Source organism: Mesorhizobium sp. M7A.F.Ca.MR.176.00.0.0 (assembly GCF_004023165.1).
Lineage (GTDB): Bacteria > Pseudomonadota > Alphaproteobacteria > Rhizobiales > Rhizobiaceae > Mesorhizobium.
This window is the reverse complement of record NZ_RZTC01000027.1, coordinates 43,778-64,656: the sequence shown is the minus strand read 5'-3', so window position 1 is coordinate 64,656 and position 20,879 is coordinate 43,778. Positions and strand designations below refer to the sequence as shown.

14 protein-coding genes and 1 pseudogene are annotated in these 20,879 nt (G+C 64.6%); 11 read left to right on the top strand and 4 right to left on the bottom strand.

Annotated features, from left to right (window positions below; translation table 11 throughout):
* From EOB59_RS11930 to EOB59_RS11915, 4 genes are all read right to left on the bottom strand, one after another.
* A partial coding sequence (locus EOB59_RS11930) for an alpha-ketoglutarate-dependent dioxygenase AlkB (protein WP_164895633.1) occupies positions 1-446 on the bottom strand: 446 nt, incomplete at its 3' end.
* A 102-nt stretch (positions 447-548) separates the two neighbouring features.
* Positions 549-1,022, bottom strand: coding sequence for a peptidoglycan-binding protein LysM (lysM, locus tag EOB59_RS11925; protein WP_128288425.1), 474 nt, complete (start codon positions 1,020-1,022; stop codon positions 549-551).
* 88 nt (positions 1,023-1,110) lie between these two features.
* Positions 1,111-1,548 (bottom strand): alternative ribosome rescue aminoacyl-tRNA hydrolase ArfB, encoded by a 438-nt coding sequence (arfB, locus tag EOB59_RS11920; RefSeq protein ID WP_023810634.1) that lies wholly within the window; start codon positions 1,546-1,548, stop codon positions 1,111-1,113.
* 83 nt (positions 1,549-1,631) lie between these two features.
* Positions 1,632-3,242, bottom strand: coding sequence for a phosphoenolpyruvate carboxykinase (locus EOB59_RS11915; RefSeq protein ID WP_128288424.1), 1,611 nt, complete (start codon positions 3,240-3,242; stop codon positions 1,632-1,634).
* Positions 3,243-3,585: 343 nt separating this feature from the next.
* Here EOB59_RS11915 and EOB59_RS11910 point away from each other — a divergent pair, with 343 nt between their 5' ends.
* From EOB59_RS11910 to addA, 11 genes and pseudogenes are all read left to right on the top strand, one after another.
* Positions 3,586-4,287, top strand: a complete 702-nt coding sequence (locus EOB59_RS11910; protein WP_013528337.1) for a response regulator transcription factor — start codon at positions 3,586-3,588, stop codon at positions 4,285-4,287.
* 142 nt (positions 4,288-4,429) lie between these two features.
* Positions 4,430-6,214 (top strand): sensor histidine kinase, encoded by a 1,785-nt coding sequence (locus EOB59_RS11905; RefSeq protein WP_127808272.1) that lies wholly within the window; start codon positions 4,430-4,432, stop codon positions 6,212-6,214.
* Between the two features lie 73 nt (positions 6,215-6,287).
* A complete protein-coding gene (locus EOB59_RS11900) occupies positions 6,288-6,740 on the top strand; it encodes an HPr kinase/phosphorylase (protein ID WP_127395509.1) in 453 nt (150 codons plus the stop codon).
* Positions 6,741-6,904: 164 nt separating this feature from the next.
* Entirely contained in the window at positions 6,905-7,306 is a 402-nt protein-coding gene (locus tag EOB59_RS11890) for a PTS sugar transporter subunit IIA (protein WP_010912939.1), read from the top strand.
* Positions 7,303-7,599 (top strand): HPr family phosphocarrier protein, encoded by a 297-nt coding sequence (locus tag EOB59_RS11885; RefSeq protein ID WP_027039963.1) that lies wholly within the window; start codon positions 7,303-7,305, stop codon positions 7,597-7,599. Before EOB59_RS11890 ends, EOB59_RS11885 begins: the two co-directional genes overlap by 4 nt.
* 181 nt (positions 7,600-7,780) lie before the next feature.
* Positions 7,781-9,181 (top strand): adenosylhomocysteinase, encoded by a 1,401-nt coding sequence (gene ahcY, locus EOB59_RS11880; RefSeq protein WP_023810629.1) that lies wholly within the window; start codon positions 7,781-7,783, stop codon positions 9,179-9,181.
* Between the two features lie 199 nt (positions 9,182-9,380).
* Positions 9,381-11,936 (top strand): PAS domain-containing sensor histidine kinase, encoded by a 2,556-nt coding sequence (locus tag EOB59_RS11875; protein ID WP_127808271.1) that lies wholly within the window; start codon positions 9,381-9,383, stop codon positions 11,934-11,936.
* A gap of 8 nt (positions 11,937-11,944) precedes the next feature.
* Positions 11,945-13,456: a tRNA (adenosine(37)-N6)-threonylcarbamoyltransferase complex ATPase subunit type 1 TsaE gene (gene tsaE / locus EOB59_RS11870; protein ID WP_128288423.1), complete on the top strand. Its 1,512-nt coding sequence runs from the start codon at positions 11,945-11,947 to the stop codon at positions 13,454-13,456.
* On the top strand, positions 13,453-14,181 hold the full coding sequence (locus EOB59_RS11865) for a nucleotidyltransferase family protein (protein WP_127808269.1): 729 nt from the start codon (positions 13,453-13,455) through the stop codon (positions 14,179-14,181). The genes tsaE and EOB59_RS11865 overlap by 4 nt, the downstream gene beginning before the upstream one ends.
* Positions 14,178-17,317, top strand: a pseudogene (gene addB, locus EOB59_RS11860) (double-strand break repair protein AddB). The gene EOB59_RS11865 and the pseudogene addB overlap by 4 nt, the downstream one beginning before the upstream one ends.
* Positions 17,314-20,832 carry a double-strand break repair helicase AddA gene (gene addA / locus EOB59_RS11855; protein WP_128288422.1) on the top strand — a complete coding sequence of 1,173 codons (3,519 nt, stop codon included), beginning with the start codon at positions 17,314-17,316 and terminating at the stop codon, positions 20,830-20,832. Before addB ends, addA begins: the two are co-directional and overlap by 4 nt.
* Positions 20,833-20,879 lie beyond the last annotated feature (47 nt).

The window sequence follows — 20,879 nt, the reverse complement described above, 5'->3', positions numbered from 1 at the left end:
CGCGTAGTCTGGCAAACCCGGAACAGGCAGTCGTCGCCGAGCGAGACGGAGACGACCGGCGCCGAAAAATCGGTCTCGTCGCGGTCCTGATGCAGGCCCATTTTTGCGTCCGGGGTGTAGAAATTGATGAGGCATGCTTCCGGCGGGTGCGGATAGCCCGAGACCTCACGCCACAGGTCGCGCAGCGCATCCGGAATTGGCGGCCAAGGCGCCCCGGTTACCGGATGCGCCGGCTGGTAACGATAGCCGTGCTCCTTGTCGGTGACCCAGCCGAGCGGCCCGCAATTGGTCATACGCACGCTCATCTCCTTGCCGGTGCGCGGCATGGCCGGCACGAACAGCGGCGCCTGCTGCACGATCCGTCTCACCTGGTCGACCAGCTCTTCCTGCGCGCTGCGCGACAGGTAGGCCGGCATGTGGCGGACGCCTTTGGGCAGGACGAGCACGGATTCGATTACCTCTTGGATGGTTCGGAACCGTAAAATGTCACGATCAAATGAAAACGACGACCCGAAAGCCGCCGCTCTTGTCGAATTGGCAGCCGCCGATCAGGCGAGGTCGGGAATGCGCAGCACCTGGCCCGGATAGATCTTGTCGGGATGGGTCAGCATCGGCTTGTTGGCCTCGAATATGACCGTGTTCTTGACGCCTTGGCCCTTGCCGTAGCTTTTCTCGGCGATCTTCCAGAGATTGTCGCCCTTCTTCACGGTGTAGAAGGTGGGCTCCTTGGCGGGGGCGGCGGCCGTGCCAGGTGCTGGCGCGACCTGCAATTCGTCGGCCTGCACTTTGGAGACGCCGAGCGTGTTGCCGACGGCGATGACCGCCTTCTCGAAGATCGACTGGTCCTTGACCACGCCCTTCAGCACCGCCGTATCGCCCGTGACGACGACCTCGACGCCATCGGTGCCGAGCTTGTGCGAATCGAGCTCCTTCTTGAGTGTGTCGGCCGTGGGTGCGGCTTCGTCGTCACCGCCGATGCCCAGTTTCTTGCCGACGCTCTTGACGAAATCGAACACGCCCATCCTTGGTCTCCCTTGCTAATGGCAATGGTTGAACTTTGCATCTGCGGTCCAAAATGGGAAGTCGTTTTGCGCGTGATTGGTGTGGTGCTTAATCGTTCTCCACCCGGCCGCGCAGCTTCTTGATCGTGCCGCGCCCGGCCTTGCTCTTCAGCCGCCGTTCCACGGCACCCTTCGACGGCCGTGTCTTCTTGCGCGGCGGCGGTGGCGGTTCGGCGGCCTTGGCGACCAATGCCGTCAGCCGTGCCCGCGCATCCGCCCGGTTCTGTTCCTGGGTGCGGAAGCGGCCCGCTTCGATGACGATGACGCCGTCCTTGGTGGCACGCTGGCCGGCAAGCTTGATCGTCCGCTCGCGCACGCGCTCCGACAGACCCGTTGCGTTGGCCGCGTCGAAGCGCAGTTGCACCGCCGTCGCCACCTTGTTGACGTTCTGGCCGCCGGGACCGGACGAGCGGATGAAATCCTCGTGCAGGTCGCCCGGATGGATCACCGCATCGCCTGATATGATGATGTTGTCGTCGCTCGCCATGCCGCAGTCATGGCGCGGCGGATCGAAAAAGAAAAGGCCCGATCGAACCGGGCCTTTCAACGAAAGCTGAACCTGTGGCGCGATTACTCCGCGGCTTCCTGCATGCGCGGCGCGGCGCCCAGCACCACGGCATCGACATGGCTTTCGAATTTCTCAAAATTGACGGCGAACATGCCGACCAGCCTTGCCGCCTGCCGGTCATAGCCGGCCTTGTCGGCCCAGGTGGAGCGCGGGTCGAGAATGGCGCTGTCGACGCCTCGAACCGCCACCGGTACCTCGAAACCGAAATGAGGGTCGGTGCGGAACTCGGCCGTCTTGAGCGAGCCGTCGAGCGCGGCGGCAAGCAAGGCGCGCGTCGCTTTGATCGGCATGCGCTTGCCGGTGCCGTAGGCGCCGCCGGTCCAGCCGGTGTTGACCAGCCAGCAATCGGCGCCGTGGCGGGCAATCAGCTCGCGCAGCAGATTGCCGTATTCGGAAGGGTGGCGCGGCATGAATGGGGCACCGAAACAGGTCGAAAACGTCGCTTCGGGCTCGGTCACGCCCTTTTCGGTTCCGGCCACCTTGGCGGTGTAGCCGGACAGGAAATGATACATCGCCTGCGCCGGGGTCAGCCGCGCGATCGGCGGCATCACGCCGAACGCATCGGCGGTCAGCATGATGATGTTGTTGGGATGGTTGGCGCGGCCGGTCTTGCTGGCATTGGGGATGAAGTCCAGCGGGTAGGCGCAGCGTGTGTTCTCGGTCAGTCTTCCGTCGTTGAAATCCGGCACGCCATCAGCGTCGAGCACGACATTTTCCAGCACCGTGCCGAAGCGCTGCGTGGTGGCGAAGATTTCCGGCTCGGCTTCCGCCGACAGCTTGATCGTCTTGGCGTAGCAGCCGCCTTCGAAATTGAAGATGCCGTGCGGCCCCCAGCCATGCTCGTCGTCGCCGATCAGCGTGCGCGAGGGATCGGCCGAGAGCGTCGTCTTGCCGGTGCCCGACAGGCCGAAGAAGATGGCGGCGTCGCCGGCCGCACCCTCATTGGCCGAGCAATGCATCGGCATCACGCCTTTCGCCGGCAGCAGATAGTTGAGCATGGTGAACACCGACTTCTTCATCTCGCCGGCATAGGAGGTGCCGCCGATCAGCACGATCTTGCGCGAAAGATCGACGGCGATCACCGTTTCGGTGCGGCTGCCGTGACGAAGGGGATCGGCGCGGAAGGACGGCAGGTCGATGATCGTCATCTCAGGCACGAACTGTTCGAGTTCGGCGGCATCCGGACGGATCAGCAGATTGCGGATGAACAGCGAGTGCCAGGCAAATTCGGTGATCACCCTGGTCGGCAGCCTCGACTCCGCATCGGCGCCGCCGACCAGATCCTGGACGTATAGATCCTTGTCCGCGGCATGCGCCTGGAAATCGGCGAGCAGCGTGTCGAACTGGGCCGGCGAGATCGCCTTGTTGTTGTCCCACCAGACATGTGGTTCGGTGGCGCCATCGCGGACGACGAACTTGTCCTTGGGCGAGCGGCCGGTGTGCTGTCCGGTCTCGGCGACCAGCGCGCCATGGGCGGTCAAGCGGGCCTCGCCGCGCCGGATCGATTCCTCATAAAGGGCAGCCGCACCGAAATTATAGCGCACCACGCCGGTGGTTTTCAGGCCGATATGATCGATCGCGCAGGCGGAATTGCGTTTGCCGACTTCCGACATCGAGTGTCCCTCTTGGATTTGCCGCATCTTTGCCGGCACGTTTCCAGCACGCCCACTACGCGGGCTGAGATGGTCAGAACCAGAAAAGGCAAATGATATCAAATCATTAATCGATTTAAATATTTTGAAAGTTGTTTAAATCGTTTATATGTGCAAAAAGTTTCGCGGTTGCCCAAAGGATTGGCGATGTACGTTCGTCCAATCCATGTCGAGGTAGGATTGTGGCCGCCGGCATGCCGCGCGTGACAGCGGACAAGGCCTATGCCACATTTTGTACCTAATTTGTCCTGCAAAAGCCCCTTCTCTACGACAGAAGGGACAGCTCATGAGGGAGCCGCTTGAAATGGCAACAATCGCGCTTGTCGATGACGACCGCAACATTCTGACATCGGTGTCGATCGCCCTGGAATCCGAGGGGTATCGCGTCGAGACCTACACGGATGGTGCGTCGGCGCTGGAAGGCCTGGCGGCACGCCCGCCGAACCTTGCCATCCTCGACATCAAGATGCCGCGCATGGACGGCATGGAACTGCTGCGCCGGATGCGCCAGAAGTCAGACCTGCCGGTGATCTTCCTGACCTCCAAGGACGACGAGATCGATGAATTGTTCGGCCTCAAGATGGGCGCCGACGATTTCATCCGCAAACCCTTCTCGCAGCGCCTGCTGGTCGAGCGGGTGCGCGCCGTGCTGCGCCGCGCCAGTGCCCGCGAGGCTGCCGCCAAGACGCCAAGCCAGCAGGCCCGCTCGCTCGAGCGCGGCCAGCTCGTCATGGACCAGGAGCGCCACACCTGCACCTGGAAAGGCGAGCCGGTGACGCTCACCGTCACCGAGTTCCTGATCCTGCATTCGCTGGCGCAGCGTCCCGGTGTCGTAAAAAGCCGTGATGCGCTGATGGATTCGGCCTATGATGAACAGGTCTATGTCGACGATCGCACCATCGACAGCCACATCAAGCGGCTGCGCAAGAAGTTCAAGGCCGTCGACGACGACTTCGAGATGATCGAAACCCTTTACGGAGTCGGATACCGGTTCCGCGAAGCGTAATGATGCATGTCGCTCAAAAGTGGTCCCGGTTTTGGGATGCCGACATGCATCAAAGCAAGGTAATCCATGTCGCCCAAAAGTGGTCCCGGTTTTGGGACAACGACATGCATCAGGCCAAGGACTAGGCGGGAGCTGCTATTCGATGGCAGTGGAAGCACAGCGAACAAGACCGGCGGGCGCCTCCAGGCGGCCGTCGCGGATCATGCCGTCCTTCGTCTCGAAGATCACGGTGCCGATGCGCCGCTTCCTTGGCCATCATATCTTTTCCAGCCTGACGCGGCGTATCCTGTTCCTCAACCTTGCCGGCCTCGCCGTCCTGGTGACCGGCATCCTCTATCTCAACACCTTCCGAGACGGGCTGATCGACGCCCGCGTCGAAAGCCTGATGACCCAGGGCGAGATCATCGCCGGTGCGATCGCCGCGTCGGCGACGGTCGAGACGGATTCGATCAGCATCGACCCGGAAAAGCTGCTTGAACTGCAGGCCGGCGAAAGCCTGGGGCCGGGCTCCGACCAGCTCGACAATCTCGACTTCCCGATCAACCCGGAGCGCGTCGCCCCGGTGCTGCGAAGGCTGATCTCGCCGACCAGGACCCGCGCCCGCATCTATGACCGCGACGCCAATCTGCTGCTCGATTCACGCCACCTCTATTCGCGTGGCCAGATCCTGCGCTACGACCTGCCGCCGGTCGAGGAGGAAGAGCCCGATCTGGTCGAGCGCATCCAGAAATTCGTCTTCGACTTCTTCCGCAACACCGAGCTGCCGGTCTATCACGAGCAGCCGGGCGGCAATGGCGCCGCTTTCCCGGAAGTGGTCAAGGCTCTCACCGGCAGCCCGTCGACCATCGTGCGCGTCAGCGAGCAGGGCGAGCAGATCGTTTCGGTGGCGGTGCCGATCCAGCGCTTTCGTGCTGTTCTGGGCGTGCTGATGCTGTCGACCGAAGGCGGCGACATCGACAAGATCGTCGCTGCCGAGCGCAAGGCGATCCTGCGCGTCTTCGGTATCGCGGCGCTTGTCACCGCCATCCTGTCGATGCTGCTTGCCTCCACCATCGCCAATCCGCTGCGCCGGCTGTCGGCGGCGGCGGTGCGGGTGCGGCGCGGCGTCAAGAGCCGTGAGGAAATTCCCGATTTTTCCGACCGTCAGGACGAGATCGGCAATCTGTCGATCGCCATACGCGACATGACCAACGCGCTCTACGCCCGCATCGAGGCGATCGAAAGCTTCGCGGCCGATGTCTCGCACGAACTGAAGAACCCGCTGACGTCGCTGCGCAGCGCGGTGGAAACCTTGCCGCTGGCCAAGAACGACGATTCGCGCGGCCGGCTGATGGATATCATCCAGCACGATGTCAGGCGGCTGGACCGGCTCATCACCGATATTTCCGACGCATCGCGCCTGGACGCGGAACTCGCGCGTGAAGATGCGGGGACGGTTGACCTGAAGAAATTCATCACCGATCTGGTCGCCGTTTCGCGCGAAGCGACGCGTAACAAGAAGGCGGTCGAGATCGAGTTCAAGGCCGCCAAACTGCCGCAGGGCGTCAAAGGCTACGTCGTCGTCGGGCATGATCTGCGCATCGGCCAGGTCATCACCAATTTGATCGAGAACGCCCGTTCCTTCGTTCCCGAGGATCATGGCCACATCAGCCTGTCGCTGGCGCGTGCCGGCAAGTTCAACATCGTCACCATCGATGACAATGGCCCCGGCATCCGGGCCGACAACATCGACCGCATCTTCGAGCGCTTCTACACGGACCGGCCGGCCGGCGAGGCATTCGGCCAGAATTCGGGCCTTGGCCTGTCGATATCCAGGCAGATCGTCGAAGCCCATGGCGGCACGCTGACCGCCGAGAACATCCCCGGCACCAAACCCGGCGAGATCAAGGGCGCGCGTTTCGTGGTCACGTTGCCGGCCGAAGCATGATCCCGAAAAATGGGAATCGGTTTTCTCGGACGAACGGTTTCGTTCGTCCAGAGTTCATGCTTCATTTAAAGGCATGATCGTGCAGCCTGAAAACATTCACGCGACAATGGTTTTGATCGGCGAGCGCGGCATTCTCGTCACCGGAGCCTCCGGTTCGGGCAAGACGACGCTGGCGCTGGCCCTCCTCGATCATTGTCGCCAGCGCGGCCTGTTCTCGCGGCTCGTCGGTGACGATCAGCTCTTTGTCGAGGCGCATGCCGGGCGGCTTCTCTGCCGCGCTCCCGCCACCATAGAAGGCCTCGTCGAGGTGCCTGGGCTCGGGCCGCGAGCGGTGCCGTTCGAGCCCGCCGCCATTGTCGACTTGCATGTCCGCCTGACGCCGGCCGGTGAAACGGCACGCTTTCAGGAGGATGCCGACACCAGCATCGCCGGCTGTCGGGTGCCGCGCATCGATGCGGTCGAACGCAACGTCGCTGCCGCCTTGCCGGTCGTGATGGCGCGGCTGTCGATCGCGCCTTTTCTATGATCCGTTCCGGGTTTTTTGCTGCAATGCGTCAAAATGGCATGTGCCTGCGCAATTTTGGGCTTGTCAACGGGCCGTGCGTCGACAAGATAGCGCTCCCGCCGCCTGGATTGGCTGGCGAGCATAAAATGCGCCTGTGAAGCGGCGATGACGGGAGCCACCAAAGAATGATCGGACTCGTGCTTGTAACGCACGGTCAACTGGCCACCGAGTTCCGACATGCCGTCGAACATGTCGTCGGGCCACAAGACAATTTCGAAACCGTGGCGATCGGTGCCGACGACGATATGGAGCAGCGTCGCCGCGACATCGTCGACGCTGTTGCCCGTGTCGATACCGGGGCGGGCGTTATCGTGCTGACCGACATGTTCGGCGGCACGCCCTCCAACCTTGCCATCTCGGTGATGGAATCCGGCCGCACCGAGGTGATCGCCGGCATGAACCTGCCGATGCTGATCAAGCTCTCCTCGATCCGCAAGGGCGACAATATGGCCGCCGCGCTCGATGAGGCTCAGGCCGCCGGCCGCAAATACATCAATGTCGCCAGCCAGCTCCTGAGCAGCAAATGACCGCGCTGTCCCCTGAAAAAGACCAAATTGTCCGGGATTTTCCCATCATCAACCAACGTGGCCTTCATGCGCGCGCTTCGGCGAAGTTTGTCCAGCTGGCCAGCGGCTTCGATGCCTCGGTGCATGTCGAGAAGGATGGCGTCAAGGTCGGCGGCACCTCGATCATGGGCCTGATGATGCTGGCGGCAAGCCCCGGCTATTCGATCCGCGTCACCGCGAGCGGGCCGGAAGCCCGGCAGGTCATCGACGCCCTGGAGCAGCTGGTGGCGTCCCGCTTTGGCGAGGAATGCTGATCAGGTAGAGCGCCGATGCGTGTCTGAGAGACATGCAGGGATAAAGATTTCTTTATATCCCATTGTCGTCCTTGCTCCGATCTGCTAGTCAGGCCGGCAATTCGCGCCCTTCGACGCGCCGACCGGCGCGGGCGTGCCCGCAACAAATTCGCAAGCACAACATTCGCATCGGAGTACTGCCATGACGGGTAGCAAGGACTATGTGGTCGCCGACATCTCGCTTGCCGGCTGGGGCCGCAAGGAACTCGAGATCGCCGAAACCGAAATGCCGGGCCTGATGGCCTGCCGTGAGGAATTCGGTCCCAAGCAGCCGCTCAAGGGCGCGCGCATCACCGGCTCGCTGCACATGACGATCCAGACGGCGGTGCTGATCGAGACGCTGAAGGAGCTGGGCGCCGATATCCGCTGGGCCTCCTGCAACATCTTCTCGACCCAGGACCATGCGGCCGCGGCCATCGCCGAAGCCGGCATCCCGGTGTTCGCCGTCAAGGGCGAGTCGCTCGAGGAGTATTGGGACTACACCGACAAGATCTTCCAGTGGGCCGACGGCGGCCTCTCCAACATGATCCTCGATGATGGCGGCGATGCCACCATGTACATCCTGATCGGCGCCCGCGCCGAGGCCGGCGAGGATGTGCTGTCCAACCCGCAGAGCGAGGAAGAGGAATACTTCTACGCCCAGGTCAAGAAGCGCCTGAAGGCTTCGCCCGGCTTCTTCACCAAGCAGAAGGCGGCGATCCGCGGCGTCACCGAAGAGACGACCACCGGCGTCAACCGGCTCTATCAGCTGCAGAAGAAGGGCCTGCTGCCCTTCCCCGCCATCAACGTCAACGACTCGGTCACCAAGTCGAAGTTCGACAACAAATATGGCTGCAAGGAATCGCTGGTCGACGGCATCCGCCGCGGCACCGACACGATGATGGCCGGCAAGGTCGCTGTCGTGTGCGGTTATGGCGACGTCGGCAAGGGCTCGTCGGCCTCGCTCAAGGGCGCCGGCGCCCGCGTCAAGGTCACCGAGGTCGATCCGATTTGCGCGCTGCAGGCGGCGATGGACGGGTTTGAAGTCGTCACGCTGGAAGATGCGGCCCCCACCGCCGACATCGTCATCACCACCACCGGCAACAAGGATGTCGTCACCCTCGACCATATGCGCTCGATGAAGGACATGGTCATCGTCGGCAACATCGGCCACTTCGACAATGAGATCCAGGTCGCCGCGCTGCGCAATTTGAAATGGACCAACGTCAAGCCGCAGGTCGACATGATCACCTTCGCGGACGGCAAGCGGATGATCCTTTTGTCGGAAGGGCGGCTGCTCAATCTCGGCAACGCCACAGGCCACCCGAGCTTCGTCATGTCGGCATCCTTCACCAACCAGGTGCTGGCGCAGATCGAACTCTACACCAAGCCCGGCCAGTACGAGAACCAGGTCTATGTCCTGCCCAAGCATCTCGACGAAAAGGTCGCGCGCCTGCATCTCGACAAGCTCGGCGCCCGTCTGACCGAACTGTCGGGTGAACAAGCCGCCTATATCGGCGTCACGCCGCAGGGCCCGTTCAAGCCGGAACACTACCGCTATTAACCAAAGCTAAAATTACTACCAGATATTGAGGTCGGGCGATTGACTTTTCGCCCGGCCTTATTTTTGCGCGCCATCAGCCTTCACGGCGATTCGGCGAGGGGTTATTGTCAGGTGATTCGGCGATGCTTCCAGCCCGAGAGGGTCAAGAGAGGCACGCATCAGGGCGGTCTTGCATTCAGGCGGCGGAGAGGACCAAGACATGCCGGGGCAACACCCGCACAGAGCGGGACGGGCCGTTTCCGGCGGCCATGACGATTCGGGGATTGCTGGCTCCGCCCTGGAAGGCGGGAGCCTGTCCTGGCGCGCCCGTGCGTCGACATTCCTTGCCACCTCCGCGCTCGCGGGCCCCTTGGCTGGCGCCGTCGCGCATGCCGAAACCGCTGCTGCCAGCGTCGCGGGACTGTCGGTGAGCGCCATCGAGGTCATGCAGCTTGCCGTGTTCGTCGGCGTGACGGGTGCCGCACTGATATCGGCCATCGTTCTCATCCGCGAAAGAGCCCGCACCTCGGCGGAGAATGTCGAACTCAGGAGCCGCCTCGCCGACATCAACGCGGCGCTCCGCCGCTCCGAGGCGCTGCTCAATCTCCGTGACCAGCGCGTGGTCGTCTGGGCCGCGGAAAACAAGAAGCCCGAGCTTATCGGCACATTGCCCGTCGAAAGCGGCGCTCCCGAGGATAGGGCCGCTTTTCTCGCTTTCGGCCGCTGGCTGATGCCGCGTTCGGCGGCGGCACTCGAACATGCCGTCGCGGGATTGCGCGAGAAGGCCAAACCCTTCGACCTCGTCATCGAATCGCAGGCCGGTGCGCCGCTCGAAGTGCATGGCCGCAAGAGTGCCGCGCATGTGCTCGTGCGTTTCGTCTCGCTCTCGGAGACGCAGCGCAGCCAGGCCAGGCTGAAGATCGAGAACCAGCGGCTGGCCGCCGACCACGACACGATGATCGGCCTGCTCGACGCGCTGAACATGCCGGCATGGCTCCGCGGCGAGGGTGGCGGGCTGAAGTGGGTCAACCGCGCCTATGCCGATGCCGTCGAAGCCGAAAATGCCGAAGCCGCGGTCCGGGAGAAAAAAGAGTTCCTCGGCGGCCAGGCGCGCGATGCGATTGCCGCCCAGCACAAGACGCATCCGGTTTTCGAGCAGTCGCTGTCCACCGTGATCGAAGGTGACCGCCGTGTGTTCGCGGTCACCGATTTCGCCGGCAGCGATGGCTCGGCCGGCCTTGCCTGTGACACCAGTGCCATTGAGGCCGTTCGCGGCGAATACGAACGGACGGTGCGAAGCCACGCCGACACGCTCGACCAGCTCAACACGGCAGTCGCCATTTTCGACACCGACGAGAAGCTGCGGTTCTTCAATCAAGCCTTCCAGAAGCTTTGGGGGCTGGACGCCGGCTTCCTGCACAGCGCACCCGACAATGCCTTGCTGCTCGACCGGCTGCGCAGCGAAGGCAAGATCGCCGAACAGCCTGAATGGCGCCGCTGGAAGGAAGGCCTGCTCGGCGCCTATCGCGCCGTCGAATCCCAGGAACATTGGTGGCATCTGCCGGATGGCAAGACCATTCGCGTCGTCGCCAATCCGCAGCCCAAGGGCGGCGTGACCTGGGTGTTCGAGAACCTGACCGAGAAGATGGACCTCGAAAGCCGCTACCAGACAGCCGTGCGGGTTCAGGGCGAGACGCTCGACAATCTTGCCGAAGGCGTGGCGGTGTTCGGACCCGACGGCAGGCTCCGGCTGTCGAATCCTGCCTTTGCCACTCTCTGGGGATTGAGCGGTGAAGCGGCCAAGCCCAGTGTCCACGTGTCGACGATACGTGACCTCTGCGACCGGCAGGCCGCGGACAGCCCCTGGCCCAGCTTCGTTGCCGCCATCACCGGCTTTGACGACGAGCGCCGCGACCGCCACGGACAGACCGAGCTCAACAACGGCAATGTGCTGAGTTACGCCATGATCCCGCTGCCCAACGGGCAGGTGATGATGACCTTCGTCGACGTGACCGACAGCGTCCATGTAGAGCGGGCGCTGAAGGACAAGAACGAGGCGCTGCAAAAATCCGACCAGCTCAAGAACGAATTCGTCCAGCACGTCTCCTATGAACTGCGCTCGCCGCTGACCAACATTATCGGCTTCACCGAACTCCTGTCGCAGCCCACGACCGGTCCGCTGACGCAGAAGCAGCGCGAATATGTCGAGCATGTCAGCTCGTCCTCCGCGGTCCTGCTCACCATCGTCAACGATATCCTCGACCTGGCGACGGTGGACGCCGGCATCATGCAGCTCGACATTTCCGAGGTGCAGGTCGATCGCACCATCGCCGCTGCGGCCGAACTGGTGGCCGACCGGCTGGAAGAGCATTCGATCAGTCTCCAGGTGGACGCGATCGCGGCGCCGAAGACGTTTCACGGCGATGAGGTCCGCGTCCGCCAGATCCTCTACAATCTGCTCAGCAACGCCGCCAATTACGCCCCGGAAGCCAGCATCATCCGGCTCACATGCCGCCATCTGGCGGATGGGGTGGAATTCTCGGTTCATGACGATGGTCCCGGCATGCCGCCGGATGTGCTCGATTCGGTGTTCCGCCGTTTCGAGCCGCGCGCCAATGGCGGCCGCCGGCGCGGCGCCGGCCTCGGCCTGTCGATCGTCAAGAGCTTCGTCGAGCTGCATGGCGGCAGCGTTCGCATCGAAACCGGCAAGGACAAGGGCACGACCGTCATCTGCACCTTTCCAGACATGCCGGGCATCCGCGCCGCGGCCGAGTAGCGCGCTCGATGACGGGATTGGTGCTGGAGCGTTTACTCGCCGACGAAACACACACAGCGCGGCTGGGCGAGGATCTTGCGCTGTCGCTGCGCCCAGGCGACGTGCTTGCCCTCAAGGGCGATCTCGGCGCCGGCAAGTCGACGCTGGCGCGGGCCTTGATCAGGACCTTGGCCGACGATGCCGGCCTCGAGGTTCCGAGTCCGACCTTCACGCTGGTGCAGAGCTACGACACCCGCATTCCGGTCCATCATTTCGATCTATACCGCCTGTCCTCGGCGGACGAGCTCGATGAGCTTGGGTTCGACGAAGCCCTGGCGCAGGGTGCTGCTTTGGTCGAATGGCCGGAACGGGCGGAAGCCCATCTGCCGAAAACCACGGTCCTGATCGAGCTCGTCCAGCATGGCGACGGCCGGCTGGCGCGATTGTCAGGCCAGGGTGATGCCTTCGATCGGGCGGCACGATCGCTGGCCATGCGCGACTTTCTTGTGAACGCCGGCTGGGGGGAAGCGCAGCGCCGCCATTTCATCGGCGATGCTTCGGCCCGCTCCTACGAGATCGTTTCGTTGCCGGACCAAAAGCCTCGGGTCTTGATGAACTCGCCACGGCTGGTTCTCGGTCCGCCTGTGCGCGACGGCAAGCCCTATGCCGAGATCGCGCATACCGCTCAGTCGGTCTCCGCCTTCGTCGCCATCGACCGCGCCTTGAAGGAAGGTGGCGTCAGCGTTCCGCAAATCCATGCCGAGGACCAGGAGCAAGGTTTCCTGCTGCTCGAACATCTTGGTTCCGAAGGTTTCCTCGGCGGCGATGGCCAGCCGCTGGCCGAGCGTTGCGCAGCGGCGGCCGAGCTGCTGGCCATGATGCATGGCAGGGCCTGGCCGCAGCGCCTGGAAACAGGGCAAGGCAGCTTCCACGATGTGCCGCCTTTCGACCGCGATGCCATGATGATCGAAGCCGATCTGCTGGTCGATTGGTACGTGCCGGCGATATCGGGCAGCCCGGCAAGCGACAGCTTGCGCGCCGGCTACCACAAGCAATGGAACGCACTCCTCGACCGGCTGCAGGGCCGCGAGGTCACGCTGATGCTGCGCGACTTCCATTCGCCCAACATCATCTGGCGCGGCGACCGTTCAGGGCATGATCGATTGGGCATTGTCGATTTCCAGGATGCGCTGATCGGCCCTTGCGCCTATGACGTCGCCTCGCTCGCTATGGACGCGCGGGTCACCATCTCGCCCGAGATCGAGAAACAGACGCTGGATGCCTATGTCACGGCGCGCCACGCAGCCGGGGCTTTCGACGAAGCAAGCTTCCTGGAATCCTACGCCGTCATGGCGGCGCAGCGAAACTCCAAGATACTCGGTATCTTCGTTCGCCTCGAAAAACGCGACGGCAAGCCCTATTATCTGAAGCACCTGCCGCGCATCCGCGACTATCTGCGCCGGGCTCTGTCTCATCCGGCGCTGGCAAGCCTGCGCGAGTTCTACGACGCCCACGGTTTGCTGGAGGAGCGAGCGCTGTGACAGCAAGACCGGACACCGCCATCGTACTTGCCGCCGGGCTTGGCAAACGCATGCGGCCGATCACCGACACCATTCCCAAGCCACTGGTCAAGATTGCCGGCAAGACGTTGCTCGACTGGAGCCTCGACAGCCTGGCCGCCGCCGGCGTCGCGAAGGCCGTGGTCAACGTCCACTACTTTCCCGAACAGATCGTCGCCCATGTCACTGCCCGCCGCGCGCCAAACATCGTCATTTCTGACGAGAGCGAACAACTGCTCGATTCCGCCGGCGGCATCGTCAAGGCGTTGCCCGAACTGGGCGATCAGCCCTTCTACATCCTCAACGCCGACACGTTCTGGATCGATGACGGTCCTCTCAATCTCCAGCGCCTCGCCCTTGCATGGGACGCGGCGAAAATGGATATTCTGCTGATGCTGGCGGATCTCCAACAGGCGACCGGACACTGCGGCAGCACCGATTTCCTGGTGGCGCCGGATGGCGGCTTGCGGCGTTCGCAAGGCGACCCGGCGGGGCTGATCTATGCCGGGGCGGCGATCGTCCATCCGCGCCTGTTCGAGGGTGCACCGGCCGGGCCGCACTCGCTCAACGCCTATTTCGATTCCGCCATCGCGGCCGGCCGCCTGTTCGGCATGCCCATGCATGGCCACTGGGTCACCGTCGGCACGCCCGATGCCGTACCGCTCGCGGAAGCGGCGGTCGCCGGCGCGCTCATCGAGTCGCAATGAGCGGCTCCAGCCGCGTTTTCTCGATCCCGCCCGGAGCGCCGTTTCTGCCGACGCTTGCCGAGGCGCTGCTTGCCGGTCGCCTTGTTCCGGGGTTTCGATTTGACGGCGACCCGCTCGCTTTGGCCGATGTCACCATCTATGTGCCGACACGCCGTGCCGCGCGTGCCTTGCGGGGTGTCTTCGTCGACAGCCTGGCGGCACGCGGCGGCGGCGGCTCGGCAATCCTGCCGGTCATCCGGCCGCTCGGCGAGTTCGACGAAGATGAGGCCGCGTTCGAGACCGAGGCATCGGCGGCCATCGATCTCGCGCCGCCGATTTCGGCAACCGAACGCCTGTTGCTGCTGACGCCGCTGGTGCGCGCCTGGAAACGCCGGCTGCCGGCACATGTCGCCGCCCTCTTTGCCGAGGAGATCGTCATCCCGGCTTCCACCGCCGACGCGATCTGGCTGGCGCGCGATCTCGCCCGGCTGATGGACGAGATCGAGACGGAAGGAACGGACTGGGCCAAGCTCACCGATCTGGTGACCGGCAACCTTGCCGGATGGTGGCAGGTGACCCTCGAATTCCTCGGCATCGTCACCGAAGCCTGGCCGAAATTCCTCGCGGAAAGCGACCGCTCCAATCCGGCCGCGCATCGCAGCGCGCTGATCCGCGCCGAGGCGGCGCGGCTGCTGCGCAATCCGCCCGCTGGCCCGGTCATCGCCGCAGGGTCGACCGGCTCGATCCCCGCCACGGCTGAACTGCTTGGCTTGCCGCCATCGCGCGCCTGCCCGGCGGCGCCATTGTGCTGCCGGGTCTCGACCGAACGCTGGACGAAGCGTCATTCCAGGCGATTGCCGCGCCCGGCGCGCGTCCAGCTGTGCTCGGCCACCCGCAATATGGCCTGGCCAGGCTGATAGGCAAGATCGGCGTATTGCGCGGCGACGTCGAGGAGATTGGCGTGGCCGAACCGCGACTTGCGCTTCGCGCCGCTCTTGTCGGCGAAGCGCTGCGGCCGGCCGAAACCACCGAACTCTGGGCCGAGACACGTGCGGGCTTCCCGGCGTCCCACATTGCCGGCGCCTTCGCCGAGGTGACCCTGCTCGAAGCTGCCAGCGAACGTGATGAAGCTGTCGCCATCGCCGTCGCGCTCAAGCGCGCGGTCGAACAGCCCGGCCAAAGGGCGGCTCTCGTCACCAGCGATCGCGCATTGGCACGGCGCGTCTCGATCGAGCTCCAGCGCTTCGGCGTCGTCGCCGACGATTCCGGTGGCACGCCGCTCGCCAACACCCCGGCGGCCAGCCTGCTCAGGCTGGCGCTCGAGGCATTGTTCAGGCCAGGCGATCCGGTCGGCCTGTTGTCGCTGCTCAAGCATCCGCTGCTTGGCCTCGGCCTCGAACGGGCCGATGTGCGCCACGCGGCGGAACTGGTCGAGCTGGTGGCGCTGCGTGGCGGCACCGGCCGTCCCGACATCGTTTCGCTGCCGGAACTGTTCGAGGCCCGCCTCACCGGCCTGGGCGGCGGCAGCCGGCCGCCCTTCTGGTTTTCCCGGCTGACCGTGCGCTCCATCGAAACTACCCGGAATTTGCTTGAACGTCTCAAGCAGGCTCTGGCGCCGCTCGCAGCCTTCCGCGGCCGGGACGATGCCGACCTTGCCGCGCTTGTCAGGGCCAGCGTCGCCACACTCGAAAATCTCGGCCGCACCGCCGACGGTGGTCTTGGCGAACTCTATGCCGGTGACGCCGGCGAAAAGCTTGCCGAACTGCTGCGCGGGCTGGTCGCGGCTTCGGCTTCACTGTCCTTCGCGGCGACTGAGTGGCCCGATATCATGGCGGCGCTGATCGCGCCTGAAACGGTCAAGCCGGCACAGGGCACCGACCGGAACATCGCCATCTGGGGTGCGCTGGAAGCCCGATTGCTGACCGTCGATACGCTGGTCATCGGCGGGCTCAATGAGGGCGTATGGCCGCGCAAGCCCGAGAGCGACCGCTTCATGTCGCGGCTGATGAAGACCGGTATCGACCTCGAACCGCCCGAGCGGCGCATCGGCCTTGCCGCGCATGATTTCCAGATGGCCATGGGCGCTGGGAAAGTGGTGCTGTCCCGCTCGGCGCGCGCCGGCGACGCCCCCGCCGTGCCGTCACGCTGGCTGCAGCGCCTGCTCACCTTCATCGGCAACGACCAGGCGGCGGCGCTGCGCCGGCGCGGCGACGAATTGCTTACCTGGGCACGTGCGCTGGATACCGGGCCAAGACAGGATTTCGCGCCGCGGCCGCAGCCGAAACCGCCGCTGTCCGTCCGGCCGAGCCATTTCTCGGTCACCGAGATCGAGACCCTGCGCCGGGATCCCTACGCCGTCTACGCAAGACGGATCCTCGGCCTGATGCCGCTGGATCCGGTTATTCGCGATCCCGGAGCCGCCGAGCGCGGCACGCTGTTTCACGCCATCCTGCACCTGTTCTCGGCGCGCGTTGCCGATCCGCGAGCGCCCGATGCGCTCGCCGGCCTCATCGCCGCCGGCCGCGCTTGTTTTGCCGAAGCCGCACTTCCGGCCGATGTCGAGGCGGTGTGGTGGCCGCGCTTCGAAAAACTCGCCGCCAACATCATCGAGTGGGAGCGTACGCGCGCCGATGCAGTGACAAGGCGTCATGCCGAGGAGCGCGCCGGCAAGACTGTCGTCGGCCAATCCGGCGTGACTCTGTCCGGCTACGCCGACCGGGTCGATCTGCTGGCCGGCGGCATGGCCGACATACTGGATTACAAGACCGGTTCCTCGCCGTCCAAGGCGCAGGCGCACACACTGCTTGCGCCGCAACTGGCGCTGGAGGGTGCGCTGCTCAGGCGCGGCGCCTTCAAGGATCTGGGCGTACGCGAGCCCTCTCAACTGGCCTTCATCAGGCTGAAGCCGAATGGCGAGGTGTTCGAGGAATCCATCCTCGAACACAATCGCCAGCCGCGGACCGCGACCGATCTTGCCGAAGAGGCCTGGGCGCGGCTGGAAAAGCTGTTGATCCACTATGCCGATCCTGCGACGGGTTATCTGTCGCGCGCGCTGCCGTTCCGCGAAGGCGAGACTGATGGCGACTACGACCATCTTGCCCGCGTGCTCGAATGGTCGGCAGGCGGCGATGCCGGCGACGAGGGAGGGGAGGCATGAAAAAGGCCTATCCGATCCCCAGCGACACCGCGACCAGCCAGGCCCGCGCCGCCGATCCCGGCAATTCCGCCTGGGTGTCGGCGAATGCCGGATCCGGCAAGACCCATGTGCTGGCTCAGCGCGTCATCCGGTTGCTGCTGCGCGGCACCGATCCGTCGAAGATACTGTGCCTGACCTATACGCGCGCCGCCGCCGCCAACATGTCCAACCGGGTGTTCTCGACACTGTCGGAGTGGACGACGCTTGGTGACGCGGATCTGGCGGCAAAGGTCGAGGCTCTGGAGGGGCGCCGGCCCGATCTCGAGACCATGCGCCGGGCGCGGCGCCTGTTCGCCGAGGCGCTGGAAACACCCGGCGGGCTGAAGATCCAGACCATCCATGCCTTCTGCGAATCGGTGCTGCACCAGTTTCCGCTGGAGGCCAACATCCCGGCCCATTTCGAGATGCTCGACGGCCAGATGGAGGCCTCGCTGTTTGCCGCGGCGCGCCGCGAGATGATTTCCGGCACATCCGCCGGCGACAGGGATCTGGCCGAGGCTTTTGCCGCCATTCTCGATCGGGGCGGCGAAGCCGGGCTCGACGCCTTGCTGGGTGAGATCGTGCGCAAGCGCGACGGCCTGCGCAATTTCATCGACGCCGTCGGGCGTGATGGCACGCGCTTCCAGGCCTTGTTCGACGAATTCCATTTCCATCCAGGCCAGACGGCCGAGGGCATAGCCGCTTCGGTATGGCCGTTGCCGGGTTTCCTGCCCGACTATTTTGCCGGCTTCGCCCAGGCAGCCGAGGCCACCGATGCCAGATCGGTGCTGAACAACATCCTGCCCTATGCGCGGCAGGCTTTCGCCGAGGGCGATCCCATTCGGCGCCTGCAACTGTTGGCGCGAGCCTTCCTCAAGACCGATGGCGACGCCTACGACCCGGCAAAGGCCTTCAAGAAGGCTCTGGTCGACCGGCTGCCGGATCTGGCGGAGCGCTATCTCTCGGCCGCCAATGCCGTCGTCGAAACCACCGACCGGCTGGCCCTGTTCCGGATGCTGGAGGGTACAAGAGCGGCGCTGACCATCGCCGACTGGCTGATCGCCCGCTACGAAATGCTGAAGCGCAGCCGCGGCTTTCTCGATTTCAACGACCTGATCACCCGCACCGTCAACCTGCTGGCGCGGCCAGACGCCGGCCCATGGGTGCAATACAAGCTTGACCAGGGCATCGACCATATCCTGCTCGACGAGGCGCAGGACACCAGCCCGGACCAATGGGAAGTGGTGAAACGGCTGGCGGAAGAATTCTTTGCCGGCTTTGGGGCGCGCGACAGGGTCCATCGCACGGTCTTCGCCGTCGGCGACGAGAAGCAGTCGATCTATTCGTTCCAGGGTGCCGCCCCGGACTCCTTCGCCGACAGCCGGCTGTTGTTCGCCGGACGGGTGCGCGACGCCGAGGCGTCCTTTGCCGACCTCAAGCTGACCTGGTCGTTCCGCTCGACCGACGATGTCCTGACCGCAGTCGACCGCGTCTTTGCCGATCCGCTCGTGCGGCGCGGCATCAGCCATGATCCCGATCCGCTGCGCCACCAGGCGATCCGCACCGACGCACCTGGCTATGTCGAGGTGTGGCCGTCGGTCGGCACTGAAGCCGTCGATGAGCCCGACGACTGGACGCAAGCCATCGACCATGCGCACGCGCCGGCGGTGCGCGTGGCTGAGAACGTCGCCGCCACCATCGCCGGCTGGATCGGCAGTGGCGAAATCATCGAAGGCCGGGGCAAGCGGCTGCGGCCGGGCGATGTGCTGGTGCTGGTGCGCAAGCGCGATCGCTTCGTCCACGCGCTGACCCGTGCCTTGAAACGGCGCGACATTCCGGTTGCCGGCGCCGACCGGCTGAGCCTGCCTGGACACATCGCGGTCAAGGACCTGATTGCGCTCGGTCATCTCCTCATCCAGCCGCAGGACGATCTGTCGCTTGCCGCCGTGTTGCGCAGCCCGATCTTCGATCTGCCGGAAGAGACGCTTTTCACGCTCGCCGCGCAGAGGCCGTCCGGCTTGTCGCTGATCGCGTCGCTGCGACAGCACGCCGGCGAAAGCGAGCGACTTGCGAAGATCGTCGCCCAGGTAGACATCTGGACGAACGCGGCCGCCTTCAAACCGGTGTTCGAATTTTACGCTGGCCTGCTGGCACGCGATGGCGTGCGCCGGAAGATGATCGCGCGGCTCGGGCCCGAAGCCGGCGACATCCTCGACGAGTTCCTCAGCTTCTGCCTGGCCGAGGAACGGACCGGCCTGCCGGGGCTTGAAGCCTTCCTGTCGACGCTGGAAAACGCCGGTCCCGAGATCAAGCGCGAGATGGACCAGACCCGCGACGAGGTCCGGGTCATGACCGTGCATGCCGCCAAGGGGCTGGAAGCGCCGGTCGTGTTCCTGGTCGATGGCGGTTCCGCCCCGTTCAGTGACCAGCATCTGCCGCGCCTGATGCCCTTCGATGGCTCCGGCGCGAATTGGGACGGCAAGGGCTATCTCTGGCGCTCTGCCAGCGACGTCGCCAACGGCTTTTCCAAAGCAGCGGCGGCGCGGGCACGGGAACTCGCCGACGACGAATACCGCCGGCTGCTCTATGTCGGCATGACCCGTGCCGAGGACCGGCTGATCGTCTGCGGCTATCACGGCAAGCGGGCGCCGAACGCTGGCACCTGGCATTCGATCGTCAGCCGCGCGTTGATCGGTGCGCCGGAAAGCGAGCAGCGTGCGCATCCCGCCGGCGGCGAGCCGGTGCATCGTTTCCATGTCACCAAGCTGCCGCCGGTCGCGCCAAGTTCCGCTGAGCAGGTACGGCATGCCGACGCTTTCGGACCCTTGCCGACGACCTTGTTCCGCCCCCTGCCGCCGTTCGAGGATCTGCCGCGCCCGCTGTCGCCATCCGGCGCCTCGGCGCTGATCGACGAAGGCAAGGAAGCCGTGGTCGACAAGGCGTCGCCGGTGCTCGACGCCGATGCCGAGCCCGGCTTTGCGGTGCTGCGCGGGCTTGCCCTGCACAAACTGCTGCAGATGCTGCCCGGCATTGCCGAGCCCGAACGCCAGCGCGCGGCGGAGCGCTATCTCTTGCGAACGGGCGCGGACTGGCCGCCGTCAGAGCGCGAAAAAGCCCTGGCGTCGGTGACATCAATCCTTGCCGACGTCGGCTTCGGTCAGCTGTTTGCACCATCGTCACGTGCCGAGGTCGCGATCATGGGCAGCCTGGAAGTAAAGGGCAAAAAGCGCTCGATTTCCGGCAAGATCGACCGGTTGGCGGTGACGTCGGACACGGTCTCGATCGTCGACTACAAGACCAATCGGCCGGCGCCCGCCACTCTGGCCGAGGTGCCGCCAGCTTACCTGCTCCAGCTCGCGCTCTATCGCGCCCTGTTGCAGCCGCTCTATCCCGGCCGCACGGTAAAGGCGGCCCTACTGTTCACCGAGGCGCCGCGGCTGATCGAGCTGCCGGCCGGTGCCATGGACGACGCCCTTGCCCGACTCACGGGAGCGTGACACAACACCTGCTTGAAGAAGGGCGCGATCGCCACCACATTTGGTGG

Coding starts and splice junctions, on each gene's coding strand:
- EOB59_RS11885 (WP_027039963.1), top strand. CDS start 7,303: ATGACCGCGCTGTCCCCTGAAAAAGACCAAATTGTCCGGGATTTTCCC.
- EOB59_RS11900 (WP_127395509.1), top strand. CDS start 6,288: ATGATCGTGCAGCCTGAAAACATTCACGCGACAATGGTTTTGATCGGC.
- EOB59_RS11910 (WP_013528337.1), top strand. CDS start 3,586: ATGGCAACAATCGCGCTTGTCGATGACGACCGCAACATTCTGACATCG.
- EOB59_RS11875 (WP_127808271.1), top strand. CDS start 9,381: ATGCCGGGGCAACACCCGCACAGAGCGGGACGGGCCGTTTCCGGCGGC.
- EOB59_RS11890 (WP_010912939.1), top strand. CDS start 6,905: ATGATCGGACTCGTGCTTGTAACGCACGGTCAACTGGCCACCGAGTTC.
- ahcY (WP_023810629.1), top strand. CDS start 7,781: ATGACGGGTAGCAAGGACTATGTGGTCGCCGACATCTCGCTTGCCGGC.
- arfB (WP_023810634.1), bottom strand. CDS start 1,548: ATGGCGAGCGACGACAACATCATCATATCAGGCGATGCGGTGATCCAT.
- addA (WP_128288422.1), top strand. CDS start 17,314: ATGAAAAAGGCCTATCCGATCCCCAGCGACACCGCGACCAGCCAGGCC.
- EOB59_RS11905 (WP_127808272.1), top strand. CDS start 4,430: ATGGCAGTGGAAGCACAGCGAACAAGACCGGCGGGCGCCTCCAGGCGG.
- tsaE (WP_128288423.1), top strand. CDS start 11,945: ATGACGGGATTGGTGCTGGAGCGTTTACTCGCCGACGAAACACACACA.
- lysM (WP_128288425.1), bottom strand. CDS start 1,022: ATGGGCGTGTTCGATTTCGTCAAGAGCGTCGGCAAGAAACTGGGCATC.
- EOB59_RS11915 (WP_128288424.1), bottom strand. CDS start 3,242: ATGTCGGAAGTCGGCAAACGCAATTCCGCCTGCGCGATCGATCATATC.